Source organism: Pseudomonas sp. B10, assembly GCF_900156235.1.
Classification (GTDB): domain Bacteria; phylum Pseudomonadota; class Gammaproteobacteria; order Pseudomonadales; family Pseudomonadaceae; genus Aquipseudomonas; species Aquipseudomonas siliginis.
Map to the genome: position 1 here is coordinate 1,989,973 of NZ_LT707063.1, position 18,764 is coordinate 2,008,736.

At 58.8% G+C, this 18,764-nt stretch carries 20 protein-coding genes and 1 pseudogene; 12 read left to right on the forward strand and 9 right to left on the reverse strand.

Annotated elements, in window-relative coordinates; all coding sequences use genetic code 11:
* Positions 1 to 987 (forward strand): hypothetical protein, encoded by a 987-nt coding sequence (locus tag BXA01_RS08875; protein ID WP_076563884.1) that lies wholly within the window; start codon positions 1 to 3, stop codon positions 985 to 987.
* A gap of 3 nt (positions 988 to 990) precedes the next feature.
* Here the strand turns inward: BXA01_RS08875 and BXA01_RS08880 are convergent, their stop codons facing one another.
* The 3 genes from BXA01_RS08880 to BXA01_RS08890 all read right to left on the reverse strand — a co-directional run bounded on the left by BXA01_RS08880 (position 991) and on the right by BXA01_RS08890 (position 4,360).
* A complete protein-coding gene (locus tag BXA01_RS08880) occupies positions 991 to 2,181 on the reverse strand; it encodes a hypothetical protein (RefSeq protein WP_076563885.1) in 1,191 nt (396 codons plus the stop codon).
* Positions 2,182 to 2,306: 125 nt separating this feature from the next.
* Entirely contained in the window at positions 2,307 to 3,557 is a 1,251-nt protein-coding gene (locus BXA01_RS08885) for a hypothetical protein (protein WP_231991021.1), read from the reverse strand.
* Positions 3,545 to 4,360 (reverse strand): sulfite exporter TauE/SafE family protein, encoded by an 816-nt coding sequence (locus tag BXA01_RS08890; RefSeq protein WP_076563887.1) that lies wholly within the window; start codon positions 4,358 to 4,360, stop codon positions 3,545 to 3,547. The genes BXA01_RS08885 and BXA01_RS08890 overlap by 13 nt, the downstream gene beginning before the upstream one ends.
* A 112-nt stretch (positions 4,361 to 4,472) precedes the next feature.
* Here BXA01_RS08890 and BXA01_RS08895 point away from each other — a divergent pair, with 112 nt between their 5' ends.
* The 3 genes from BXA01_RS08895 (at position 4,473) to BXA01_RS08905 (ending at position 5,921) form a co-directional block, all read left to right on the forward strand.
* The gene (locus BXA01_RS08895; protein ID WP_076563888.1) at positions 4,473 to 5,240 is read left to right on the forward strand and encodes an AraC family transcriptional regulator; all 768 of its coding nucleotides are present in this window, start codon (positions 4,473 to 4,475) and stop codon (positions 5,238 to 5,240) included.
* Positions 5,241 to 5,333: 93 nt separating this feature from the next.
* Complete coding sequence (locus BXA01_RS08900) at positions 5,334 to 5,651, forward strand: hypothetical protein (RefSeq protein ID WP_065616763.1); 318 nt, start codon at positions 5,334 to 5,336, stop codon at positions 5,649 to 5,651.
* A 12-nt stretch (positions 5,652 to 5,663) separates the two neighbouring features.
* Positions 5,664 to 5,921 carry a helix-turn-helix domain-containing protein gene (locus BXA01_RS08905; protein WP_024014028.1) on the forward strand — a complete coding sequence of 86 codons (258 nt, stop codon included), beginning with the start codon at positions 5,664 to 5,666 and terminating at the stop codon, positions 5,919 to 5,921.
* A 38-nt stretch (positions 5,922 to 5,959) separates the two neighbouring features.
* Here the strand turns inward: BXA01_RS08905 and BXA01_RS08910 are convergent, their stop codons facing one another.
* Positions 5,960 to 7,015, reverse strand: a complete 1,056-nt coding sequence (locus BXA01_RS08910; protein ID WP_076563889.1) for an MBL fold metallo-hydrolase — start codon at positions 7,013 to 7,015, stop codon at positions 5,960 to 5,962.
* A 211-nt stretch (positions 7,016 to 7,226) separates the two neighbouring features.
* Between BXA01_RS08910 and BXA01_RS08915 the strand changes: the two genes are divergently transcribed.
* Together BXA01_RS08915 and BXA01_RS08920 are read left to right on the forward strand one after the other, a co-directional pair.
* A complete protein-coding gene (locus BXA01_RS08915) occupies positions 7,227 to 7,835 on the forward strand; it encodes a TetR/AcrR family transcriptional regulator (RefSeq protein ID WP_016773570.1) in 609 nt (202 codons plus the stop codon).
* Between the two features lie 232 nt (positions 7,836 to 8,067).
* Positions 8,068 to 9,387 (forward strand): methyl-accepting chemotaxis protein, encoded by a 1,320-nt coding sequence (locus tag BXA01_RS08920; protein ID WP_076563890.1) that lies wholly within the window; start codon positions 8,068 to 8,070, stop codon positions 9,385 to 9,387.
* Positions 9,388 to 9,498: 111 nt separating this feature from the next.
* Here the strand turns inward: BXA01_RS08920 and BXA01_RS08925 are convergent, their stop codons facing one another.
* Complete coding sequence (locus BXA01_RS08925) at positions 9,499 to 10,446, reverse strand: LysR family transcriptional regulator (protein WP_076563891.1); 948 nt, start codon at positions 10,444 to 10,446, stop codon at positions 9,499 to 9,501.
* Positions 10,447 to 10,461: 15 nt separating this feature from the next.
* Here BXA01_RS08925 and BXA01_RS08930 point away from each other — a divergent pair, with 15 nt between their 5' ends.
* Both BXA01_RS08930 and BXA01_RS08935 read left to right on the forward strand, forming a co-directional pair.
* Positions 10,462 to 11,166 (forward strand): CTP synthase C-terminal region-related (seleno)protein, encoded by a 705-nt coding sequence (locus BXA01_RS08930; protein WP_076563892.1) that lies wholly within the window; start codon positions 10,462 to 10,464, stop codon positions 11,164 to 11,166.
* On the forward strand, positions 11,166 to 11,471 hold the full coding sequence (locus BXA01_RS08935; protein ID WP_076563893.1) for an antibiotic biosynthesis monooxygenase family protein: 306 nt from the start codon (positions 11,166 to 11,168) through the stop codon (positions 11,469 to 11,471). The genes BXA01_RS08930 and BXA01_RS08935 overlap by 1 nt, the downstream gene beginning before the upstream one ends.
* Positions 11,472 to 11,597: 126 nt before the next feature.
* On the opposite strand, the gene BXA01_RS08940 is transcribed toward BXA01_RS08935, so the two are convergent.
* On the reverse strand, positions 11,598 to 11,924 hold the full coding sequence (locus BXA01_RS08940) for a DUF2025 family protein (protein WP_076563894.1): 327 nt from the start codon (positions 11,922 to 11,924) through the stop codon (positions 11,598 to 11,600).
* 220 nt (positions 11,925 to 12,144) lie between these two features.
* Between BXA01_RS08940 and BXA01_RS08945 the strand changes: the two genes are divergently transcribed.
* Entirely contained in the window at positions 12,145 to 13,272 is a 1,128-nt protein-coding gene (locus BXA01_RS08945; protein ID WP_076563895.1) for a glycerophosphodiester phosphodiesterase, read from the forward strand.
* A 156-nt stretch (positions 13,273 to 13,428) separates the two neighbouring features.
* A complete protein-coding gene (locus BXA01_RS08950; protein WP_030142484.1) occupies positions 13,429 to 13,734 on the forward strand; it encodes a PepSY domain-containing protein in 306 nt (101 codons plus the stop codon).
* A gap of 182 nt (positions 13,735 to 13,916) precedes the next feature.
* On the opposite strand, the gene BXA01_RS27640 is transcribed toward BXA01_RS08950, so the two are convergent.
* Both BXA01_RS27640 and BXA01_RS27645 read right to left on the reverse strand, forming a co-directional pair.
* Positions 13,917 to 14,684 (reverse strand): methyl-accepting chemotaxis protein, encoded by a 768-nt coding sequence (locus tag BXA01_RS27640; protein WP_408005036.1) that lies wholly within the window; start codon positions 14,682 to 14,684, stop codon positions 13,917 to 13,919.
* Between the two features lie 165 nt (positions 14,685 to 14,849).
* Positions 14,850 to 15,617 (reverse strand): annotated as a pseudogene (locus BXA01_RS27645) (methyl-accepting chemotaxis protein); the annotation flags it as partial.
* A 198-nt stretch (positions 15,618 to 15,815) separates the two neighbouring features.
* Between BXA01_RS27645 and BXA01_RS08960 the strand changes: the two are divergent.
* A complete protein-coding gene (locus BXA01_RS08960) occupies positions 15,816 to 16,838 on the forward strand; it encodes a transporter (protein ID WP_076563897.1) in 1,023 nt (340 codons plus the stop codon).
* A gap of 138 nt (positions 16,839 to 16,976) precedes the next feature.
* Here the strand turns inward: BXA01_RS08960 and BXA01_RS08965 are convergent, their stop codons facing one another.
* The gene (locus BXA01_RS08965; RefSeq protein WP_076563898.1) at positions 16,977 to 17,873 is read right to left on the reverse strand and encodes a LysR family transcriptional regulator; all 897 of its coding nucleotides are present in this window, start codon (positions 17,871 to 17,873) and stop codon (positions 16,977 to 16,979) included.
* A gap of 121 nt (positions 17,874 to 17,994) precedes the next feature.
* Between BXA01_RS08965 and BXA01_RS08970 the strand changes: the two genes are divergently transcribed.
* Entirely contained in the window at positions 17,995 to 18,753 is a 759-nt protein-coding gene (locus BXA01_RS08970; RefSeq protein ID WP_076563899.1) for an SDR family NAD(P)-dependent oxidoreductase, read from the forward strand.
* Positions 18,754 to 18,764 lie beyond the last annotated feature (11 nt).

Sequence of the window (18,764 nt, forward strand, 5' to 3'; positions counted from 1 at the left end):
ATGAAATTCGATCTCGCCTACTGCCTCAGCCTCGACGACAAGTTGTCGATCTATGACGTTCGCGATCTCAATTTCGATGAGACGGTGGCGTTTGACTCGGCGAAGGAACACTTCCAGTGCCCCAGCGATGCTTGTCGTTCGGCGTTCGAGGCGTCCAACGAGTTGGGTACGTTCAACGCCAAGAACGTGAATTACGTGCGCACGCCGCACTTCAAGAATCTGCCCACGACGCAGCATGTGGCGGGTTGTCCGTATGTGAGTTTGAAGGCGTCGGCGTCTGGCGTTGAGACGGCGGATGGCGAGGTGGATGACGGGCGTGAGGAACACTTCCCGTCAGAGTTGTTGCTGACCCGGCGTGAGTATGTGCGCAAGCCTGTCACGCCAGCGGGGGCGGCGGATATGTTGCGGGATGATCCGGTGCGGGTGGCGGCGGGCAATGATGAAGAGTCGGCGAGTCGTGAGTCGGCGCCGGACAAGACCAGTGTGTTTGCGCATCCGGTGGAGTGTTTTGTTTCCAACTTCGCCGACAAGGATTTGCTCAAGCGGATGCCGTTGAAGATTGGCGAGCATACGGCGCCGTACAGTTCGTTCTTCAAGAAGATCGAATATCTGACGGACAACAAAGGGCTGATTTACTGGGGGCGGATCAAGAAGATCGAGGACTTCCACAGTGCCAGTTTTCGGATCGACTTCGAGGACAAGGTCTGGTTCAAGAAGCCCGAGGACAGTAAGAAGAAGCCGTATCCGGTCAGCGTTTATCTGAACAAGAAGCTGATCGACAACTACCGCAAGCGCAAGGCCTTTCTGGAGGAGATCAAGCACGCGGTGGATAGCGACAAGGCGTTGTTCTGTTTCTTCTATGGGGTGACGCCGGAGTTGAAGCAGGTGCCCGGCAAGAAGAACCCCGAAAAGCCTTTCGAGGTCTTCAATGCCAATATCGAGAACCTGGATCACTTCATTATTCGTGAAGCGCCGGGGTTGGAGTGATGGCTAGCCTTGGGGCAGTTGCAGTTTTACGGCGCCAGGGTGTTGTTTGACTAGGGAGTACGGCAGGATCGACCAGTCAGGTCTATCGCAAGAGCGTTGCACGCGAGCGAAGTACGCGCCGAGGTACAAGCCCTTCTCGGTGAAGTACCAAGGTGAAGTCCCCCAGATGCTTTCGTCCTGGAAGTTGCAGTCGTCATCTCCCGTCGGTGTCTTCATTTCTGTGGGGTACAGGGCCGTGAATTGTTTGATCACCCACGGCACCAACTCTTTGCTTACGTACTGATAGCGCGCGTTACTTTCGTCCTTGCTCAGAGGTTCGTCGCCCAAGCTGTCGCGTTCGGCATGTAAAAGTGGTTTGCCCTCACCGACCCACAGCACATCTTCGAGGGACAGCGGGTGGCCGGTTTTGACGTCAATGTTGAGCGGTGAATCGCCGAAGTCTGGATGCGCGCCGCCGCAGTAATAGCTGGTCGAGATGTTCAGGCTGACCACGGCTGGCGAGATCATTTTCGGTTGCACCTGTTGCATAAATTCGACGTTTTCGCCGCCCTGCAGCTGGCAGCCGTGGTAACTGATGACTTCATTCCAGAGGCGTCCAAGCAACTGCTGGTTAACCCGTTGCTGATCATCTTTCGACAATCCGGACTCCACGCTGAACAGGGAAATCTTTGTCTCAGGCTCTGTCCACCATTGCAGGTCGTAGCCCATGAAGTTTTCTTTCTTCGCCGGTTTCAGTTTGAGTCCCTGCAGGCGCAAATACTCGTAAGGCTCGCTGTAGGGCAAAGCGGCAATGAACGGCAAGGTTGATGAGGTGGGGGCGGTAAGTCTGGCCTCGATGAGTTTCACTGGCAGCTTCTTGCCCTGCGGACTTTTCCATTCGCCCTGCCAGCCGCTGCCGGTTTCTTCCAGTTCCAACGTTGACAGCGGCTTGTCGTCACCATAGCGATTATTGCCCTCGGTCAAGGTCAGCGTGCTGTTCTGCAACGCGCCACTGAGCGGCAAATCACGATGGTATTTTTCGTAGAAGTACCGACCGGTTACTTCGTCCTGCTGCGTGATATCGAGCTCTACGACGATCGGCATTTTGCCCAACGTGCCGGTGAACACGCGTCGGCCATCATCGGCGTGGACACTTGGAATCAGCGAGAACAGCACAGCAGCGCATGGCGCCAGGCGCATCAGTTCCTTGAGCATTGATCGTTCCTTGAAAGAGTCAGAGGTCGCGCCGGCATTTGAGGGCCGGCGCGGATAAATTCGCGGCGATTATGGCGGGGTTGTGGTCGGGAATCGAGGGGCTGCGCATGAAAGTAAACGCGACATCAAGGCAGTTGCAGTGCAACCCCGCCCGGATGTTGTTTGACGATTGTGTACGGCAGAACGCTCCAGTCGACGAATCCGCAGACCGCCGCGACGTGGGGAAATGATGGCTCGAGCTTGATGCCCAGTTCCGTGAAGTGCCAACCGGGAAATTGCCAAGGATAACTCTCGTCGTAGTTGCAGTCGTTTTCACCTTCGGGGGTAACGGTCATTTCACTGGAGTAGAGTTTCAGCAACTGCGCGACCAGCCAGGGTGCCAGTTCCTCACTGCGGTAGTTAGACCAGGAATCAGACGAGCCGGACGCCTCCCCGCCGAAGTCGCCCTCTCGTTGGAAATGCAATGGCTTGCCCTGCCCCACCCACAAAACATCATCAAGGGTCAGGAGTCTGCCTGTTTTAGTGTCGAAGTTGAGCGCATCCTGGCTTTGATCCGGATAGGCACCGCCGCAGAAATAATCTGATGAAATCAGAACACTCATCACTGTTGACGACATCCACAGTGGTTGGCTCGACTGCGCGTAACTGCCTGAACATCCATAAGACGACAATACCTCGCTCCACAAACGCGCCATCAATTGTTGGTTGATGCGTCGACGCTCTTCAAGGGAATAACCCGAGACCACTTCAAACAGAGAAGTGCCTGTCTTCGGCTCGCTCCACCACTGCAGCGTGTAGCCCATGAAGGTGTCGATGTTGCCTTTTTTGAGTGTGACGCCCTGCAGCCGCAGGTATTCATAAGGGTACTTGTCGTGAAGTGTGGTGAAAAAGGGCAAGGCATCATCCGCTACATCGGGGATGACGGCTGGCTGTAACTTGATCTTCAGGCTTTTCCCAGCGGTGCTCGTCCACTCGCCATACCAACCATCAGTTGTCGGCTGCAGACGCAAGCTCGGGCGTGAGTCGTCCATCCGCGAGCCTTCTTCCAGCACAAGCGTTTCCCCGTCCAGAGCACCGTCGAGTGGTAGATCCTTGCGGTACTTCTTGTAAAAGTAACGTCCCTCTCCGGTACGAGGATTTATTTCGAGGACGATAGACGATTTACCCAACATGCCGGTGAACAACTGCGCGCCGGTCTCGGCCCAAGTTGCCGTCGAGACAAAAGAACCCGTTAGAAGAAAAACAGCAAAAAGACGTAACAGTCCTCGGTACATCACTTCATCCTTGAATAAGCGAGCAACTGCCCGCGAAAGTAGCTGCGGATTATGGCGAGCTTGCGCGCTGGAATCGAGCGCCGTCGCGCTCAGCTCAAGCACATGCTGATCATCACCACCATAAGTAAACCGATGTACACGCGCGCATGCAGCCGATCCGGTATCCGCCCTATCCACCGCGCAGCCAATCTGATCCCCAGCAACGAACCAACCGTCAGCAGCGCAAACGCCAGCACATCGACATACCCGATATACCAAACGCCCAAATCAGACTCAGTGAAACCGGCCAGCGCCATGTACGTCAACGTCCCGGCCAGCGCTACCGGGACGCTGAGCGGATTGGCCATGGACGTCGCTTGCGACATGCTCAGCCCGCAGCGGCGCAGCAGCGGAACGGTCATGACGCTTCCTCCTACACCTAGGAAGGTCGCGATGGCGCCGATGCCTACGCCGCCGGCCGATGTTTCCGTCGTGGTCAGTCGCCGTGGGATTGTCGTTTGGGACTGGGCGAGAAATCCGCGGCGCAGCAGGCAATCGACGATGGTCACGCCCAGGTAGGCGATGAAGGCGTAGCGGATCACTTGACCGCTGACCCACATCGCAGCGATGGCGCCGACGACCGCGCCCCCGCCGATAAACCCGCCCAATGGCCAGAGGTAGTCCCGGAGCAGATTGCCGGCGCGTTGGTGTTTGCGTGTGGCGATCAAGGCGTTGACGATCATCACGCAGGTCGAGGTGGCCACGGCGATGTGCATGGCCGACTGGGCGATGGGGTCGTCGGCTGCGTGGCTGGCGGTGAGCATGCGATAGAGCAGCGGCACAATGACGAAGCCGCCGCCGAAACCGAAGAACACGGCGCTGATGCCGGTGAGGCAACCGAAGAGTGTAAGCAGGAGGTAGAACATGGTGGGCGTCCAGGATCGGGGGAGCCCAGGACATTAGAGCGTGATGCACTGGCCGGCTTCAGTAGTTGGGCCAATAATGTTCGCGTTTACGCCAATCGCTGGAACACGCCTGATGCGCAATATTTCGATCAATCAGCTTGATGACACGCCTCGCCCGGTCGTGGCCATCGGTACCGATTACTCCCACGGCCACCTACTCCCGTTTCATACGCATCGCCGTGGGCAATTGCTCTACGGCGCAACAGGCGTGATGCAAGTCAGCACTCAGAACGGTAATTGGGTGGTGCCGCCGCAACGCGCGGTGTGGATTCCGCCGGGCGTGGCCCACGAGGTATTGATGCTCGGGGTGAGCACGCGCAGCGTGTATATCGAGCCGGGAAACGTGGAATTGGGGCCGGACTGCCAAGTGCTCAACGTGTCGCCGCTGCTGCGGCATCTACTGATGGAAGCGGTGGACGTGCCACTGATGTACGACCAGGCCGGACGCGACGGTGTGCTGATCAACTTGCTGTTGCATGAACTGGCACGCAGCGCGCCCCTTGCCCTACACATTCCCATGCCCGCCGAAGGAAAGCTCCTCAGTCTGTGTCAGACCTTTCTGAACATGCCCAACACCCATCAATCCCCGCAGGATTGGGCCGATCAGTTACACATAAGCTTGCGTACCTTTAACAGATTGTTTCGGCAGCAGACCGGGCTCAGCTTTCGTCAGTGGCGCCAGCAGGCGTGCGTCGTGCAGGCGTTGGCACGGTTGGCGGCGGGGGAAGCGGTGACGCGGATTGCCCTGGACTTCGGGTACGAGAGCCCGGCGGCGTTTTCGACGATGTTTCGGCGTGTGCTGGGACAGGCACCGTCCGTCTGGTTGGAGCCGACGAACTAGGCAAATTCGAAAAATGCATTTGATCCCGGTCGAAAACAACTGTACAAAAACACAGTACATTTTCAATCAGCACTTTTGAGCCCGGAGCACACCATGGCCTCTCTTGCGATGAACCACGTCCTCGAACGCATTGCCCTTTTCCAGTTCACCCCGACCCACTGCGTCCAGGCCCGCGCCATGCTGGGCTGGAGCATTGAACAACTGTCGCGCGAGGCCGAGGTTGCGGTGGCAGATATCCAGCGGTTCGAAGCGCAGCAGGACGTGGCGGACGCCGCGAGACTGGCACTGGCTTATCGGTTTGAAGCGCAGGGGTTGGTGTTCTTCCCGGGGTTTGCACCGGGGCGCAGTGTCAGGGCACAGGGGATGTCGGGGGAATCGGTGGGGCGTGGGGATTTTGCGATGGCCGAATAAGGAGCGCTAAGGATGGACATCGAAAGAAGCACGGGCAACGTCTACGCAGATTTGGGACTGCAGGGTGCAGATGAAATGCTGATCAAATCGGGATATGCGACAAAAATGGCCGCGTTGATCAAGACTGCCAACCTGAACGAATCTGAAGCGGCGCAAATTACTGGCATCACCTTGGAAACACTAAGTCAGATACTTCGTGGAAAATTCAGGGATTTGTCAGTCGCTACGATGGAGGATTACCACCGGCGAATGAAGGAAATAGGAATCTGATTCATCCGGTTCGCACCAAGGCGAACCGGATGAAATCGTCAGGCGTTCTGCACTAGCGCCTCCCCCTCCTCTTCAACCGCCATCCACCACGCACTCCCCCGTTGTGGATGCGCAAGGCTGAACGCCTCCCCCATCCGCGGTGTGGTAATCGCAATACTGCGTTCCCATGCAAGCGCAAGGATGCGGTCAAAAGGTTCATGCCAGGCGTGCATGGCCAGGTCGAAGGTGCCGTTGTGGATCGGGAAGAGCCAGCGGCCCTTGAGGTCGATGTGGGCTTGCAGGGTTTCTTCCGGTTGCATGTGCACGTGGGGCCATTCGACGTTGTAGGCGCCGGTTTCCATCAGGGTCAGGTCGAACGGGCCGTATTGTTCGCCGATGCGTTTGAAGCCGTCGAAGTAACCGCTGTCGCCGCTGAAAAAGATTCGTGTGTCGGCGTCGATCATCACCCATGACGCCCACAGTGTGCTGTTGCCGTCGAACAGGCCACGGCCGGAGAAGTGCTGCGATGGGGTGGCGATGAAGCGGATACCGGCGATTTCGGTGCCCTGCCACCAGTCGTACTGGCGCACCTTGCTGGCGTCGATGCCCCATTTGATCAGGGTGTCGCCCACGCCCAGCGGAGTCAGGAAGTAAGTGGTTTTGGCGGCGAGTTTGAGTACCGCTTCGTAGTCGAGATGGTCGTAATGGTTGTGGGAGAGGATCACCGCTTCGATCGGCGGCAGTTCGTCGATGCTGATCGGTGGCTGATGAAAACGTTTCGGACCCGCCCATTGCACCGGCGAGGCGCGCTCGGCGAAGACCGGGTCGGTGATCCAGAATTTGTCGCGCATCTTCAACAACAGCGTCGAGTGCCCCAAGCGGTAAACGCTGTGATTGGGCGCTGCGAGCAGATCTTCACGGGTCAGCGGCTGCACAGGAATGGCGGCGCTCGGACGGGTGTTGCGCGGTTTGTGGAAAATCATGTTCCACATGATCCGCAGCATTTTGCGTACCCCTTCGCGCTGCACCGGCGCATGATTGCGAAACAGCCCTTGATCCTGGCGCGAGGCTTCAGGCGTGGGTGTGTTGTCCGGGAGAGAGACTGGATTGGCCATGACTGAACGACTCCGAAAAACCGTGTGCTGCACGGTGTTCCACGGGAAATGAAAATGGCCAAGCTGCACGCAAAGGCCAAACGCTCTGGTTTGTAAGGTGCGAGGATTAACGCAACATTACACTGAGCGGTGTAGTTTCTAGGTTGCATCAAAGCCGGCGCCAAGTAAACTGCCGAGTGTAATTTCCTCCCTTCTCTGCCGAAGTCCGCTCATGACCGCTCCACAACGCCTCACCGACCGCAAACGCGAAGCCATCATCCAAGCGGCGATCGCCGAATTCCGTGCCCACGGGTTCGAAATCACCAGCATGGACAAGATCGCCGCCACGGCCGGCGTGTCGAAGCGAACGGTGTACAACCACTTCCCGAGCAAGGAAGAACTGTTCGCCGAGATCCTTAATCAGTTGTGGGCGCGGATCATTGCCGAGCCATCGGTGAGCTACGACCGCGAGCAACCGCTGCATGAGCAGCTGCGCCTGATGCTGCGAGAAAAAGTGCAGATGATGGCTGACGAGAATTTTCTCACCCTCGCCCGGGTGGCGATTGCCGCGACCATTCATTCCCCCGAACGTGCGCAGAACATGATCGAGCGCATGGGCGAGCGCGAGGAAGGCCTGACCGTCTGGATACGCGCGGCGCAAGCCGACGGACGGCTCAAACCGGTCGATCCAGAATTTGCCGCGCATCAAGTACAAGGTTTGCTCAAGGCATTCGCGTTCTGGCCGCAGATCTCGCTGGGTCGCGCGGCCCTTGATCCAGACGCGCAGAATGCAGTTGCCGAGTCGGCGCTGGAGATGTTCCTGGCACTGTATCAGCGGTGAATCACCGGCTCGTCGAGCCGTGTACAACTAATCTCGTAAAAAGTTATACAAACTTGTGAAAAATTCCTTTCTTGTACAACTTTATTAAGTTTTGTATAAGTAGCCATCTGCCAGTAACGGAACGCTGGCATTGAGCAGTCACCACCGAATGCCGTCCGTGCATTTCGGTCTGCCGGCGCAGGAATAGGGACTGAATCCTTTTGATTTTCCCCACTTCCCGAGTATCGCAAGCATGTTTTTCAATCGCCAGAAAGCCGCCCTCGCTGAACTGCAACACACCGTTTTTGACCAAGCTGCGATGCTCGAAGCGATCAACCGTTCGATGGCGGTGATCGAGTTCGATCTTGATGGCGTGGTGTTGCGTGCCAATGACAATTTCCTCAAGACCATGGGTTACACGGCTGCCCAGGCGATCGGCCAGCCGCACCGGCATTTCTGCACACCGGAGTTCGGTCGCAGTGCCCAATACACCGAGCTGTGGTCGCGCCTGAAAAACGGTCAGTTCCAGTCCGGCACTTTTGAACGGGTCGACAGCAAAGGCCAGCCGATCTGGCTGGAGGCCAGTTACAACCCGATCAAGGATGCGTCGGGACGGGTGATCAAAGTGGTCAAGTACGCGATGGATGTCACCGCCAAGGTGCAGCAGGAGAACGAGGCCAACGCCAAACTGCAGGCGATTGATCGCGCGATGGCGGTGATCGAATTCGATCTCGACGGCAACATTCTTACCGCCAACCAGAATTTTCTCACGCGCATGGGTTACAGCCTCGCAGAGCTCAAGGGCCAGCATCACCGCTTGTTCTGCACCCCGGCGCTGGTCAACAGCGGCGCCTATCAGGATTTCTGGCGCCGCCTGAATCAGGGCGAGTTCTTCCACGGGCAGTTCGAGCGCGTGGATAAACGCGGTCAGATCGTCTGGCTGGAGGCCAACTACAACCCGGTCTACGACGCTTCGGGGCGTTTGTACAAAGTCGTGAAGTTCGCGTCTGACGTTACCGCCCGTGTCGAGCAACACGAGCAGGACGCACGCAGTGCCAGCACCGCTTATCACATCTCGGTAGCGACGCGAAAAGTCGCCGAGCAAGGTACGCAGGTGATTCAACAGGCTGCCAGCGAAATGCGCGAAATCGCCGAGGACATCAGCCAGTCCTCAACGCTGATCGCACAACTGGGCGACCGCTCCGAGCAGATCACCGCCATCGTCAACACCATCCGCGCGATCGCCGATCAGACCAACCTGCTCGCCCTCAACGCGGCCATCGAGGCGGCACGCGCCGGTGAACAGGGTCGCGGGTTTGCCGTGGTGGCCGATGAAGTCCGGCAGCTGGCGGCGCGCACCAGCGGCTCCACCGCCGAGATCTCCACCATGATCAGTCTGATCCAGAGCGAAACACGGCAGGCGATCAAAAGCATGCAAGGCACCCGCGACCGCGCCGCAGAAGGCGTGGAACTGGCCAATCAGGCCGGCACGGTGATTCTGCAGATTCGCGATGGCGCCAGTGAGGCGGTGGATGCGGTGAGCATGTTTGCCAATGAGCGGGTGTCGGGGTGATGGGGTTGGTTTGAATGAGTCGGCGGGCTTAACACTTACTCTGGCGGTGTACCGAGGTGCGGCCTTCGCGAGCAGGCTCGCTCCCACGAGGAGTTTGTGAACGGCGCAGATTCAAGGTGTGGGGAGGCGCAACGCTCGCCCGAGCTCATCGAACAACGTCACCACCGAGCGCAAGGCCCGGCAATCGGGCCGGGTCAGCAGCCACAGCGCCGTGTCGTAGCCCGGCAACGCATCGCTCAACATCTGCAAACCATCGCTGATCAGAAAGTCGGGTAAAGCCGCCACGCCGAGGCCGGCACGCACCAGTTCCGTGACTGAAAGCATGCTGTTGCAACGATAAGCAGGGATTACACCGGGTAACTGTTGGCGGCGCCAGGCCACGGTAGGGTGATCCGGGAGGAATTCGTCCGGGGCAATCCAGGTCAGCGCAGCCAGATTCGACGCATTCCTATTTTCTAGATATCGCTCACTGGCGCAAACGCGATAGGAAACCTTCGCCAGTCGCCGTCCCACCAAGTGCTCCGGTGGTGTAAGTGTCATGCGCAAGGCAATGTCGGCATCGCGGCGGCTGAGGTTGGCGAAATCGTTGGAGGTGCTCAGTTCGATCGTCAATGCCGGATAGTTGGGCATGAACTGCGCCAGCGCCGGCAACAACAAGCCTTGCAGAACAGAGTCGGTACAGGTCAGCCGCACCGTGCCGCTGATCACTTCCCTACCCTGCTCCACACCGATCCGGGCGGCTTCCAGCGCCTGTTCGGCGCGTTCGGCTTGCTCAGCCAGGGTCTGCGCTAACGAGGTTGGCAGGTAACCGGCGCGGCTTTTTTCAAACAACTGCTGACCGAGCGCTGACTCCAGTCGGCGAACAGCGCGAAACACCGTCGAAACGTCGACCTGAAGCAACTGCGCCGCCCGTGCCAGCGAGCCGCTGCGCACCAAGGCCAGGATCAGCGTCAGATCGGGATAGTCGAGTCGATAGTGCGCCGCTGCATTGATCACTTGGGGAAACGCCAATATTGAATGCGTGAGCGCCAATCTATAGTGGCTGCCATCCATCAGCAAGCGTAGGGAAATCCCATGGAAAATCGCGCCATTCGCATCGCCCTGATTGGCGACTACGACCCTCAAGTCACCGCCCACCAAGCAATCCCGGTTGCACTCGGCCTGGTCGCCGAACACCTGCAACGCACCGTGCAGTTCGAGTGGTTGGCCACTGAAGAGATCGGCACCGACACTGCGCTGACTCAATTCGATGGATTCTGGTGTGTACCCGCCAGCCCTTATAAAAGTGAAGACGGTGCGCTACGCGCCATCCGCTTTGCCCGCGAGCAAGGGCGACCTTTCCTCGGCACCTGTGGCGGTTTTCAGCACGCGGTTCTGGAATATTCGCGCAATGTGCTGGGCTGGGCCGACGCCGAGCATGGGGAAACCTCGCCAGAATCCGAACGCGCTGTGCTCACGCCGCTGAGCTGCTCGCTGGTTGAAGCCATCGACGTCATTCACCTCCAGCCCGGCTCGTTGATCGCCAAGGCGTACGAAAAGTATGAAATTGAAGAAGGCTATCGCTGCCGCTACGGCGTGAATCCGCAGTTCGAACAGCATTTGATGAGCGATCAGCTACAAGCGGTAGGCCGTGATTCAGCGGGGGATCTGCGCGCTATCGAACTGAAAAAACATCCGTTTTTCGTCGCCACGCTGTTCCAGCCGGAACGCGCCGCACTAAAAGGAAAAATGCCACCGCTGGTTCACGCGTTTATCGAAGCCTGCGTGGAGCCAAGCTGATGACAACTTGCTACGCAGTGATTTTCACATCGACCCGCACCGAGGGTGACAACGGTTACGCCGCCGCGGCGCAGCGCATGGCCGAGCTGGCAAGTCAGCAGCCTGGCTTTCTTGACGTGGAATCAGTTCGGGGCGCGGACGGTGTCGGGATTACCGTGTCGTATTGGCAGAGCGAGGCGGCGATTCTCGCATGGAGAGATAATCCCGAGCACCGGTTGATTCAGGCACGCGGGCGCTCTGAATGGTATTCGGCGTTTCACACCCGAGTATGCCGTGTTGAGCGCGAGTATGTATCCGGCCATTGAGGTTGGCGGCGTCCACAACGCCGCCTTCGCGAGCAGGCTCGCTCCCACATTGGATCTGTGGCGTTCACAAAATCCCTGTGGGAGCGAGCCTGCTCGCGAAGAGGCCCGCAACCACACTGCAATACCTCAACCGCGCACCAGACTCCGCACCGCAACAATCTCCGGCACTTCAACTTTGCTCATGTAAACCCGCAACGGCTCGGTGATGTTAATCCGGTCGTCGATGTGTTGATCGAGCAGCAACTGAATCAACTCGCGCTTGAGCGTCATGGTGGTTTCCGACGCCGTCGCCCAGACGAATTCACTGGCCGGGATGATGCCGTCGTCGGCGACGTCCATGCCGAACGAATCTTCGCTGAAGCGCACGATGTACTGGCCGGTCTTGCGGTTGAGGCCGACGAAGCCTTTGAGATCGTCGGCGGCCTGGCAGATGAGTTGGGAGGTGATGCGCATGGTAAACCTCACGAAAGATGATCGATGGTTTACACGCAGGGCAACGCAGCGGCGCGCCCTCTGCCGGGGCATATGCCGTGGGCAAGCGTACTGCAAACAGCGCCACAAAAGTGCAGGAAATTTCCGTTTTGCTCGCTTTATGTCGGTCTGGCGATAGCCCTGCGGCGCTTCAATTGTTAAAAGGTACGTCTCGAAAAAAACCTGCGAAAGGAACTCGACCATGCCTGCCACTTTTACCCGAAGCGCTCTGGTGCTGAGTCTGTTGTTCGGCCTCGGTCAGGCGCATGCCGCCAGCCACCCGGAGCCCAAGGCAATCGCTGCCGCCCATGGCATTCCGCATCCAGCGGTGATTGCCCACCGTGGCGCGTCGTTCGATGCCCCGGAATCCACCGCTGCGGCCTACAAACTGGCCCGTGACCTGGGCGCCGATTACCTGGAAATGGATTTGCAGCGCAGCAAGGACGGCGTGCTCTTCGCCCTGCACGACGACAACCTGCAACGCACCACCGACGTCGCCAGCAAATTCCCCGAGCGCAAGGACAGCCCGGCCACCGCGTTCACCATGGCCGAACTGAAAACCCTCGATGCCGGCAGCTGGTTCAACAGCAAATATCCTGACCGCGCACGCCCCTCCTACGCCGGGCTGAAGATTCTTACCCTCGATGAAATCATCGACATCGCCCGCGCCAACCCGCAGCACAAGCCGGGCCTGTACATCGAAACCAAAGAGCCGCAGCTGTTTCCCGGCATCGAACATGACCTCAAGGAAAAACTGCAGGATCGCGGCTGGCTCAGTCCGGCCGGTTCGAAACTGGCGAAAAGTGCGCTCGGCGTCGGTCAGGGCAAAGGCAAGGTGATCCTGCAGACCTTCGATAAAAACAGCCTGCAATTGCTGGAAAAGGAAATGCCGCAAGTGCCGAAGATTCTGCTGTTGTGGGTCGGCGAAGGCAGCATCGAGCCTAAATCTGCGGTGACGTTTGCCGCGTCCGGCGAGAAAGACAAAAACGTGTTCTACGGCAAACAGGAACCGAAGTCGGAAGCGGAATTCAAGCAATGGGTCGATTACGCCAAGGCCCAGGGCGCGATCGGCACCGGCCCTTCGGCGAAGCTGACTCAGGGTGGTGATCAGAGCTATTCCGACCTGGTGCAACCGTGGATGAATCAGTACACCCACGATCAGGGCATGCTGGTGCATGTTTATACGGTCGACGAGGCGGTGGACTACGAGAAAGTCATGGCAGCGGGTGTCGACGGCATCTTTACCAACCGCGCCAGTGAACTGTTGAAGTTTTATAAGCGTCCGGCTGTTGGCAGTGTTGATGAGGTTCTGAAGAAGAACGGTTTCTAAGTTGTTATCGAGTCGCCTGCTTCGCGAGCAGGCTCGCTCCCACAAAGAGCAGTTTTATCGCGAAGCAGAGATTTAAGGGTGAGTTAAGTTGCGCTGGTTAATCTGAACCCACTTACACAGATCAACCACTTCAACGCACTGCCAAGGAATGAACCGATGAAAACTTTGACTGCCCTGTTTACCGCCGCTGCCCTGACCCTCACCGCTGGTCTGGCTCAGGCTGATGTTCGCATCGACCAGATCCCGCAACTGGTCAAGGACGGCAAGATCAAGTCGCTGGAATCGATGAACGCCGAAGCACTGAAACTGCACCCGGGCGCAACGATTACCGACACCGACCTGGATAACCACTTCAATGGTTATGAATACGAAGTTGAACTTAAAACCGCTGACGGCAAAGAGTTCGACGTGGACTTTGATGCCACCACCGGTAAAGTGCTGAGCAACAAGCAAGACACTTGATAGACCGCTGTTAAAGAGCCGCACGATTGAAAAATCGTGCGGCTTTTTCATGCCTGCCGTAAATCATGTGGGAGCGAGCCTGCTCGCGAAAGCGGAGTGTCAGCGACATCAATGTTGACTGTTCCACCGTTATCGCGAGCAGGCGAGGACCTACGAAAGTTGCCGGACGCTTGAACTCGCAATCAAGCACTCAACCGCGCCGTCACCTCATTCAACTGCCCCGACAACCCATGCAGGTTCTGACTGGCACTTTCGGTGCGCTGCACGTTGTCGAGGTTGGTGCTGGCAATCGCAGTGATTTCAGTCAGGTTGCGCGAGATATCCTCCGCCACCGACGTCTGCTCTTCTGCCGCCGTGGCGATCTGCCGGTTCATGTCGCGAATCGCCTCCACCGCCAAGGTGATGCGCTCCAGCATCGCGCCGGCCTGGGTAACTTGCTCGACACTTTCATCACTGCGCGCCTGGCCGCTCTCGATAGCCTGCGCGGCATCGACAGCGCCGGTCTGCACGTTCTGAATAATCTGGTTGATCTCGATGATCGACTCCGCCGTGCGCTGAGCGAGGTTGCGCACTTCATCGGCAACGACGGCAAACCCGCGCCCGGCCTCACCCGCCCGCGCAGCTTCGATGGCTGCGTTGAGCGCCAGCAGATTAGTCTGTTCGGCGATGCCACGAATCACTTCCAGCACCTTGCCAATACGACCGCTGTCGGTTTCCAGGCGACGAATCACCGTGGCGGTGTTGGCGATTTCGCCGCGCATCTGCGTGATCGAGTGAATGGTGGTCTGCATGACCTTTTCACCCTGCTGCGCCGACTGATCGGCATCATCCGCAGCACGCGCGGCATCGGCGGCGTGACGGGCGACTTCCTGGGCGGTGGCGGACATTTCATTCATCGCCGTGGCCACTTGATCCGTGCGGTTGAATTGCTCGCTGGTGCCGCCGGCCATGGTCGTGGCAATGGCGTTCAACTCGCCGCTGGCGCTGTCCAGATCACCAGCGCTGCGTTGCAAGCGAGTGAAGGTGTCCGCCAGAAAATCGCGCAGGGTGTTTGCTGCGGCAGCGAGGTTGCCCAGTTCATCGCGACGCTCGCTGACAACACGTTCAGCCAACTGGCCACGGCTCAAGCGGGTGACGTAATCGATGAGGTTGCGGATCGGCTCGATCAGGTTGCGGCTGACCAGCCACAGGCTCAGCAGACCGATCAACAAGCCTGACGCGAGCATCACCAACAGGCCCAGCCACACGGTGCGCTCAGCGCTGGCACTGATCAACGCCGATTGCGCGGAGCCCTGCTCGCGCAGCTCGGCAACCAATGCACTCATCTGCTCGCTGGTGGCGCGATCAACGCCTTTGACCGCTGCGTCGCCGGCGCTCGGATCACCACCGGCAGCCACGTAGGCATCGCGGCCTTTCTGGTAGGCCGCGCCCAACTGGCGATGCTCCTCGCGCAAACGTTCGATGCGTGACTTGAGATTGGCCTCAATGCCTTTCTGGCCGGCCAGTTCGCCGAGAATGTTCTGCACGTCGCGCTGACGCTCTTCGAACTGGCTCCAGTATTTCGCCAGATCCGCCGGTTGCTTGCCGCGCAGCAGAACGTTTTTCCATTCCTGCACCTGCACTTTGAATTGCAGGTTGGCTTCATCGATCAGTTGCGACGTGTGCAACGGGCCGGCGATCAACTGGCTATAGCTTTGCACGCCGTTGGAGAGGAAATGAAAGCAGGCCAGCGCGATCAACAATATCGCCAGCAGACTGCCGCTCAGCAGGGCGAGAATTTGCGTTCTCAGGGATTTTTGCAGCATTGCAAGGTACTCGAAGCAGGGATGAGGCACGCCCGAGCGGACGTGAAAAATGGCCGGACTTCCCTGTCGACGTACCATGGCCAAGGGCCGATGGCGCGCAACCTAACTCACCTGAGATCGGCGCGCCAGAGGGCTTCTTGAGAATCTTCCGACAGTCGGTAACGCGTTGATTTGCAGTCACTTTACTGTCACAAAACGGTCATGTTGGCTTGCGATGATGCCGCTCAGGTGAACCTGAAAATCCCCCACCAGACACCCTCCTCGCAGTGAGCCGCCATGAACCACAGCCTCGATATCAGCCATCGTGCCCCGGACCTGTTTGGCTTGCTCTACGGCTTTCGTTTTATGCCCGGTGAGCGCGGGCGCGAGATCGATTCGGCAACGGCTTTGCGCTGCTTGCAGGACGACGGCGACAGCGAAGAGTTTCTCTGGCTGCACCTGAACCTGGCCCACGCCGCGTGCGAGCGCTGGATGAAAAGTCATCTGCAATTGCCCGAGGAGTTTTTCGAAGCGCTGCACGAAGGTTCGCGTTCGACGCGCATCGAGCATGTCGATTCGGCGCTGCTGGCGGTGGTCAACGATGTGGTGTTCAACCTCAGCAGCATGGTCTCCTCCGACGTGTCGACGCTGTGGGTCTGCGTGCGCAGCAAACTGATCGTCAGCGCGCGCCTGCAACCGCTGCACTCGGTGGACAAGTTGCGCTCGTCGGTGAAGGCCGGCGAGTGCTTTCGCTCGCCCTCGGAACTGCTCGTGCATTTGCTGCGCGATCAGGGCGAAGTGCTGACGCAGATCGTGCGCAAGACTAGCCTGAGTGTCGATCAGGTCGAAGACGAACTGCTCTCCTCGCGCCTGTCGACCAACCGCGCCGAACTTGGCGCCAACCGTCGCGTGCTGGTGCGCCTGCAACGGCTGTTGGCGCTGGAGCCGGGTTCGCTGCTGCGCCTGCTCAATCGTCCGCCGCCGTGGTTGCAGAAGGAGGACGTCAAGGAGTTACGCAAATCCACCGAGGAGTTTGCGCTGATCATCAACGACCTCACCGCCCTCGGCGAACGGATCAAACTGTTGCAGGAAGAAATCGCCGCCAACCTCAACGAACAGAGCAACCGTACGCTGTTCACCCTGACGGTGGTGACGGTGCTGGCCTTGCCGATCAACATCATTGCCGGTTTTTTCGGCATGAATGTCGGCGGCGTGCCGCTGTCCCAGGACCCGCACGGATTTTGGGTGCTGGTCGCGTTGGTGGCGACGTTCACAGTGATTGCCGGGCGCTGGGCGTTTCGCAAGCGTGGGGATTATTGAGCGCAAATCCCACACACAAGACAATCGTCTCTGTGGGAGCGAGCCTGCTCGCGAAGTCGGTGTGTCAGATAAATCAATGTTGAATGACATGGCGCTATCGCGAGCAGGCTCGCTCCCACAGGGGCAATGTGCTCAATGTCAGAGCGTTGAACGAACGACCTCGCCGAGCCAATCCATAAACACCCGCACCCGCAGCGGCAAATGCCGTTGCCGCGCATACAACAACGAAATCGCCATCGGCGGTGCGGTGTGTTGCGGCAGTACGGTCACCAGTTCGCCATTTTCCAAATGCGGCTGCATGCCGGTGCGCGGTACCTGCGTCAGGCCGAAGCCGCCCAGGCACGCCGCTTCATAGGCGTCGGTGCTGTTGACCGTGACACTGCCGGCCATCGCCACACGCCGCACCTCGCCGTTTTCCTCATAGACGAACCCCTCCGAACGCGAGCCCAGTACGCCGACGTAATGCACCAGTCGATGCTGCGCCAGATCCTCGATGGTCTGCGGCACGCCGTAACGTTGAAGGTAAGCCGGGCTGGCGCAGTTGACCATCGGGAAGTCGCCAAGATGCCGGGCGACCACTGACTGATCCGGCTGCGCGCCGATGCGCAACACGCAGTCGAAACCCTCGCTGAGCAGATCGACACGGCGATCAGTGCTGCTGATTTCCATCTGCAGATTCGGGTGGCGATCCATGAATTCCGGCAGGCGCGGCATGATCAAGCGTCGCGCGAGGATGTTCGGCATATCGACGCGGATGCGCCCGGTCAGCGAAGCCTCGTCCTGACGGAACAACCCTTCGATCTCATCCATGTGCGAAAGCAAGTCCTTGCTGCGCTCATACAGCACCAGTCCATCCTGAGTGGCCTGCACCTTGCGCGTGGTGCGCTGCAACAGCCGCGTGCCGAGCAAGGCTTCGAGCGCCTGCACCTGTTCGGACACCGTGGAGCGCGGCAGGCCGAGGCTTTCACCGGCGAGAGTGAAACTCGACAGTTCGCTGACCCGGACGAAGGTGCGCAGCAGTTCCAGTTTGTTCATGGCGAGCCCCGGTGATTGTTCGGCTGAGCCGATCAGTGATTCCGCTTTTGCCGTGTTTATCACCTCAGGGCGGATAAATAAACTTCTTCCATCCCCACTCAACGCAATCGAGGAAGTCCGCATGAATCGCAAAATCGCACTGATCACTGGCGCAAGTCGCGGCCTGGGCCGCAGTGCCGCCCTGCACCTCGCCGCGCAAGGCATCGACATCATCGGCACCTACAACAGCCGCGCCGACGAGGCCCAGGCGCTGGTCACTGAATTGCAGGCACTCGGCGCGAAAGCGGCGATGCTGCAGCTGGACGTCGGCCACAGCGAAAACTTCGCCGCGTTTGCCGCGCAGGTTGAACAGGTATTGGGGCAAACCTTTGAGCGTCAGCGCTTTGATTTCCTGATCAACAATGCCGGGGTCGGCGTGCATGCGCTGTTCAGCGAAACCACCCCGGAGCAGTTCGATCTGCTGATGAACGTGCAGTTGAAAGGACCGTTCTTCCTGACTCAGCAACTGTTGCCGCTGATCAATGACGGTGGGCGCATCGTCAATATCTCCAGCGGCCTGACCCGCTTCAGCCTGCCCGGTTATGGCGCTTATGCGGCAATGAAAGGTGCGATGGAAGTGCTGACGCGTTATCAGGCGAAAGAGCTGGGTGCGCGTCAGATTGGCGTGAACGTTCTGGCGCCCGGTGCGATTGAAACCGATTTTGGCGGTGGCACGGTGCGCGATAACAGCGCGGTCAACGCGATGGTTGCCAGCAACACCGCGCTGGGTCGTGTGGGGCTGCCGGATGATATTGGCGGTGCACTGGCGCTGCTGCTGTCAGAGGGTGGACAGTGGATCAACGGTCAGCGGGTCGAGGCATCCGGCGGCATGTTTCTCTGACTTTGTGCACG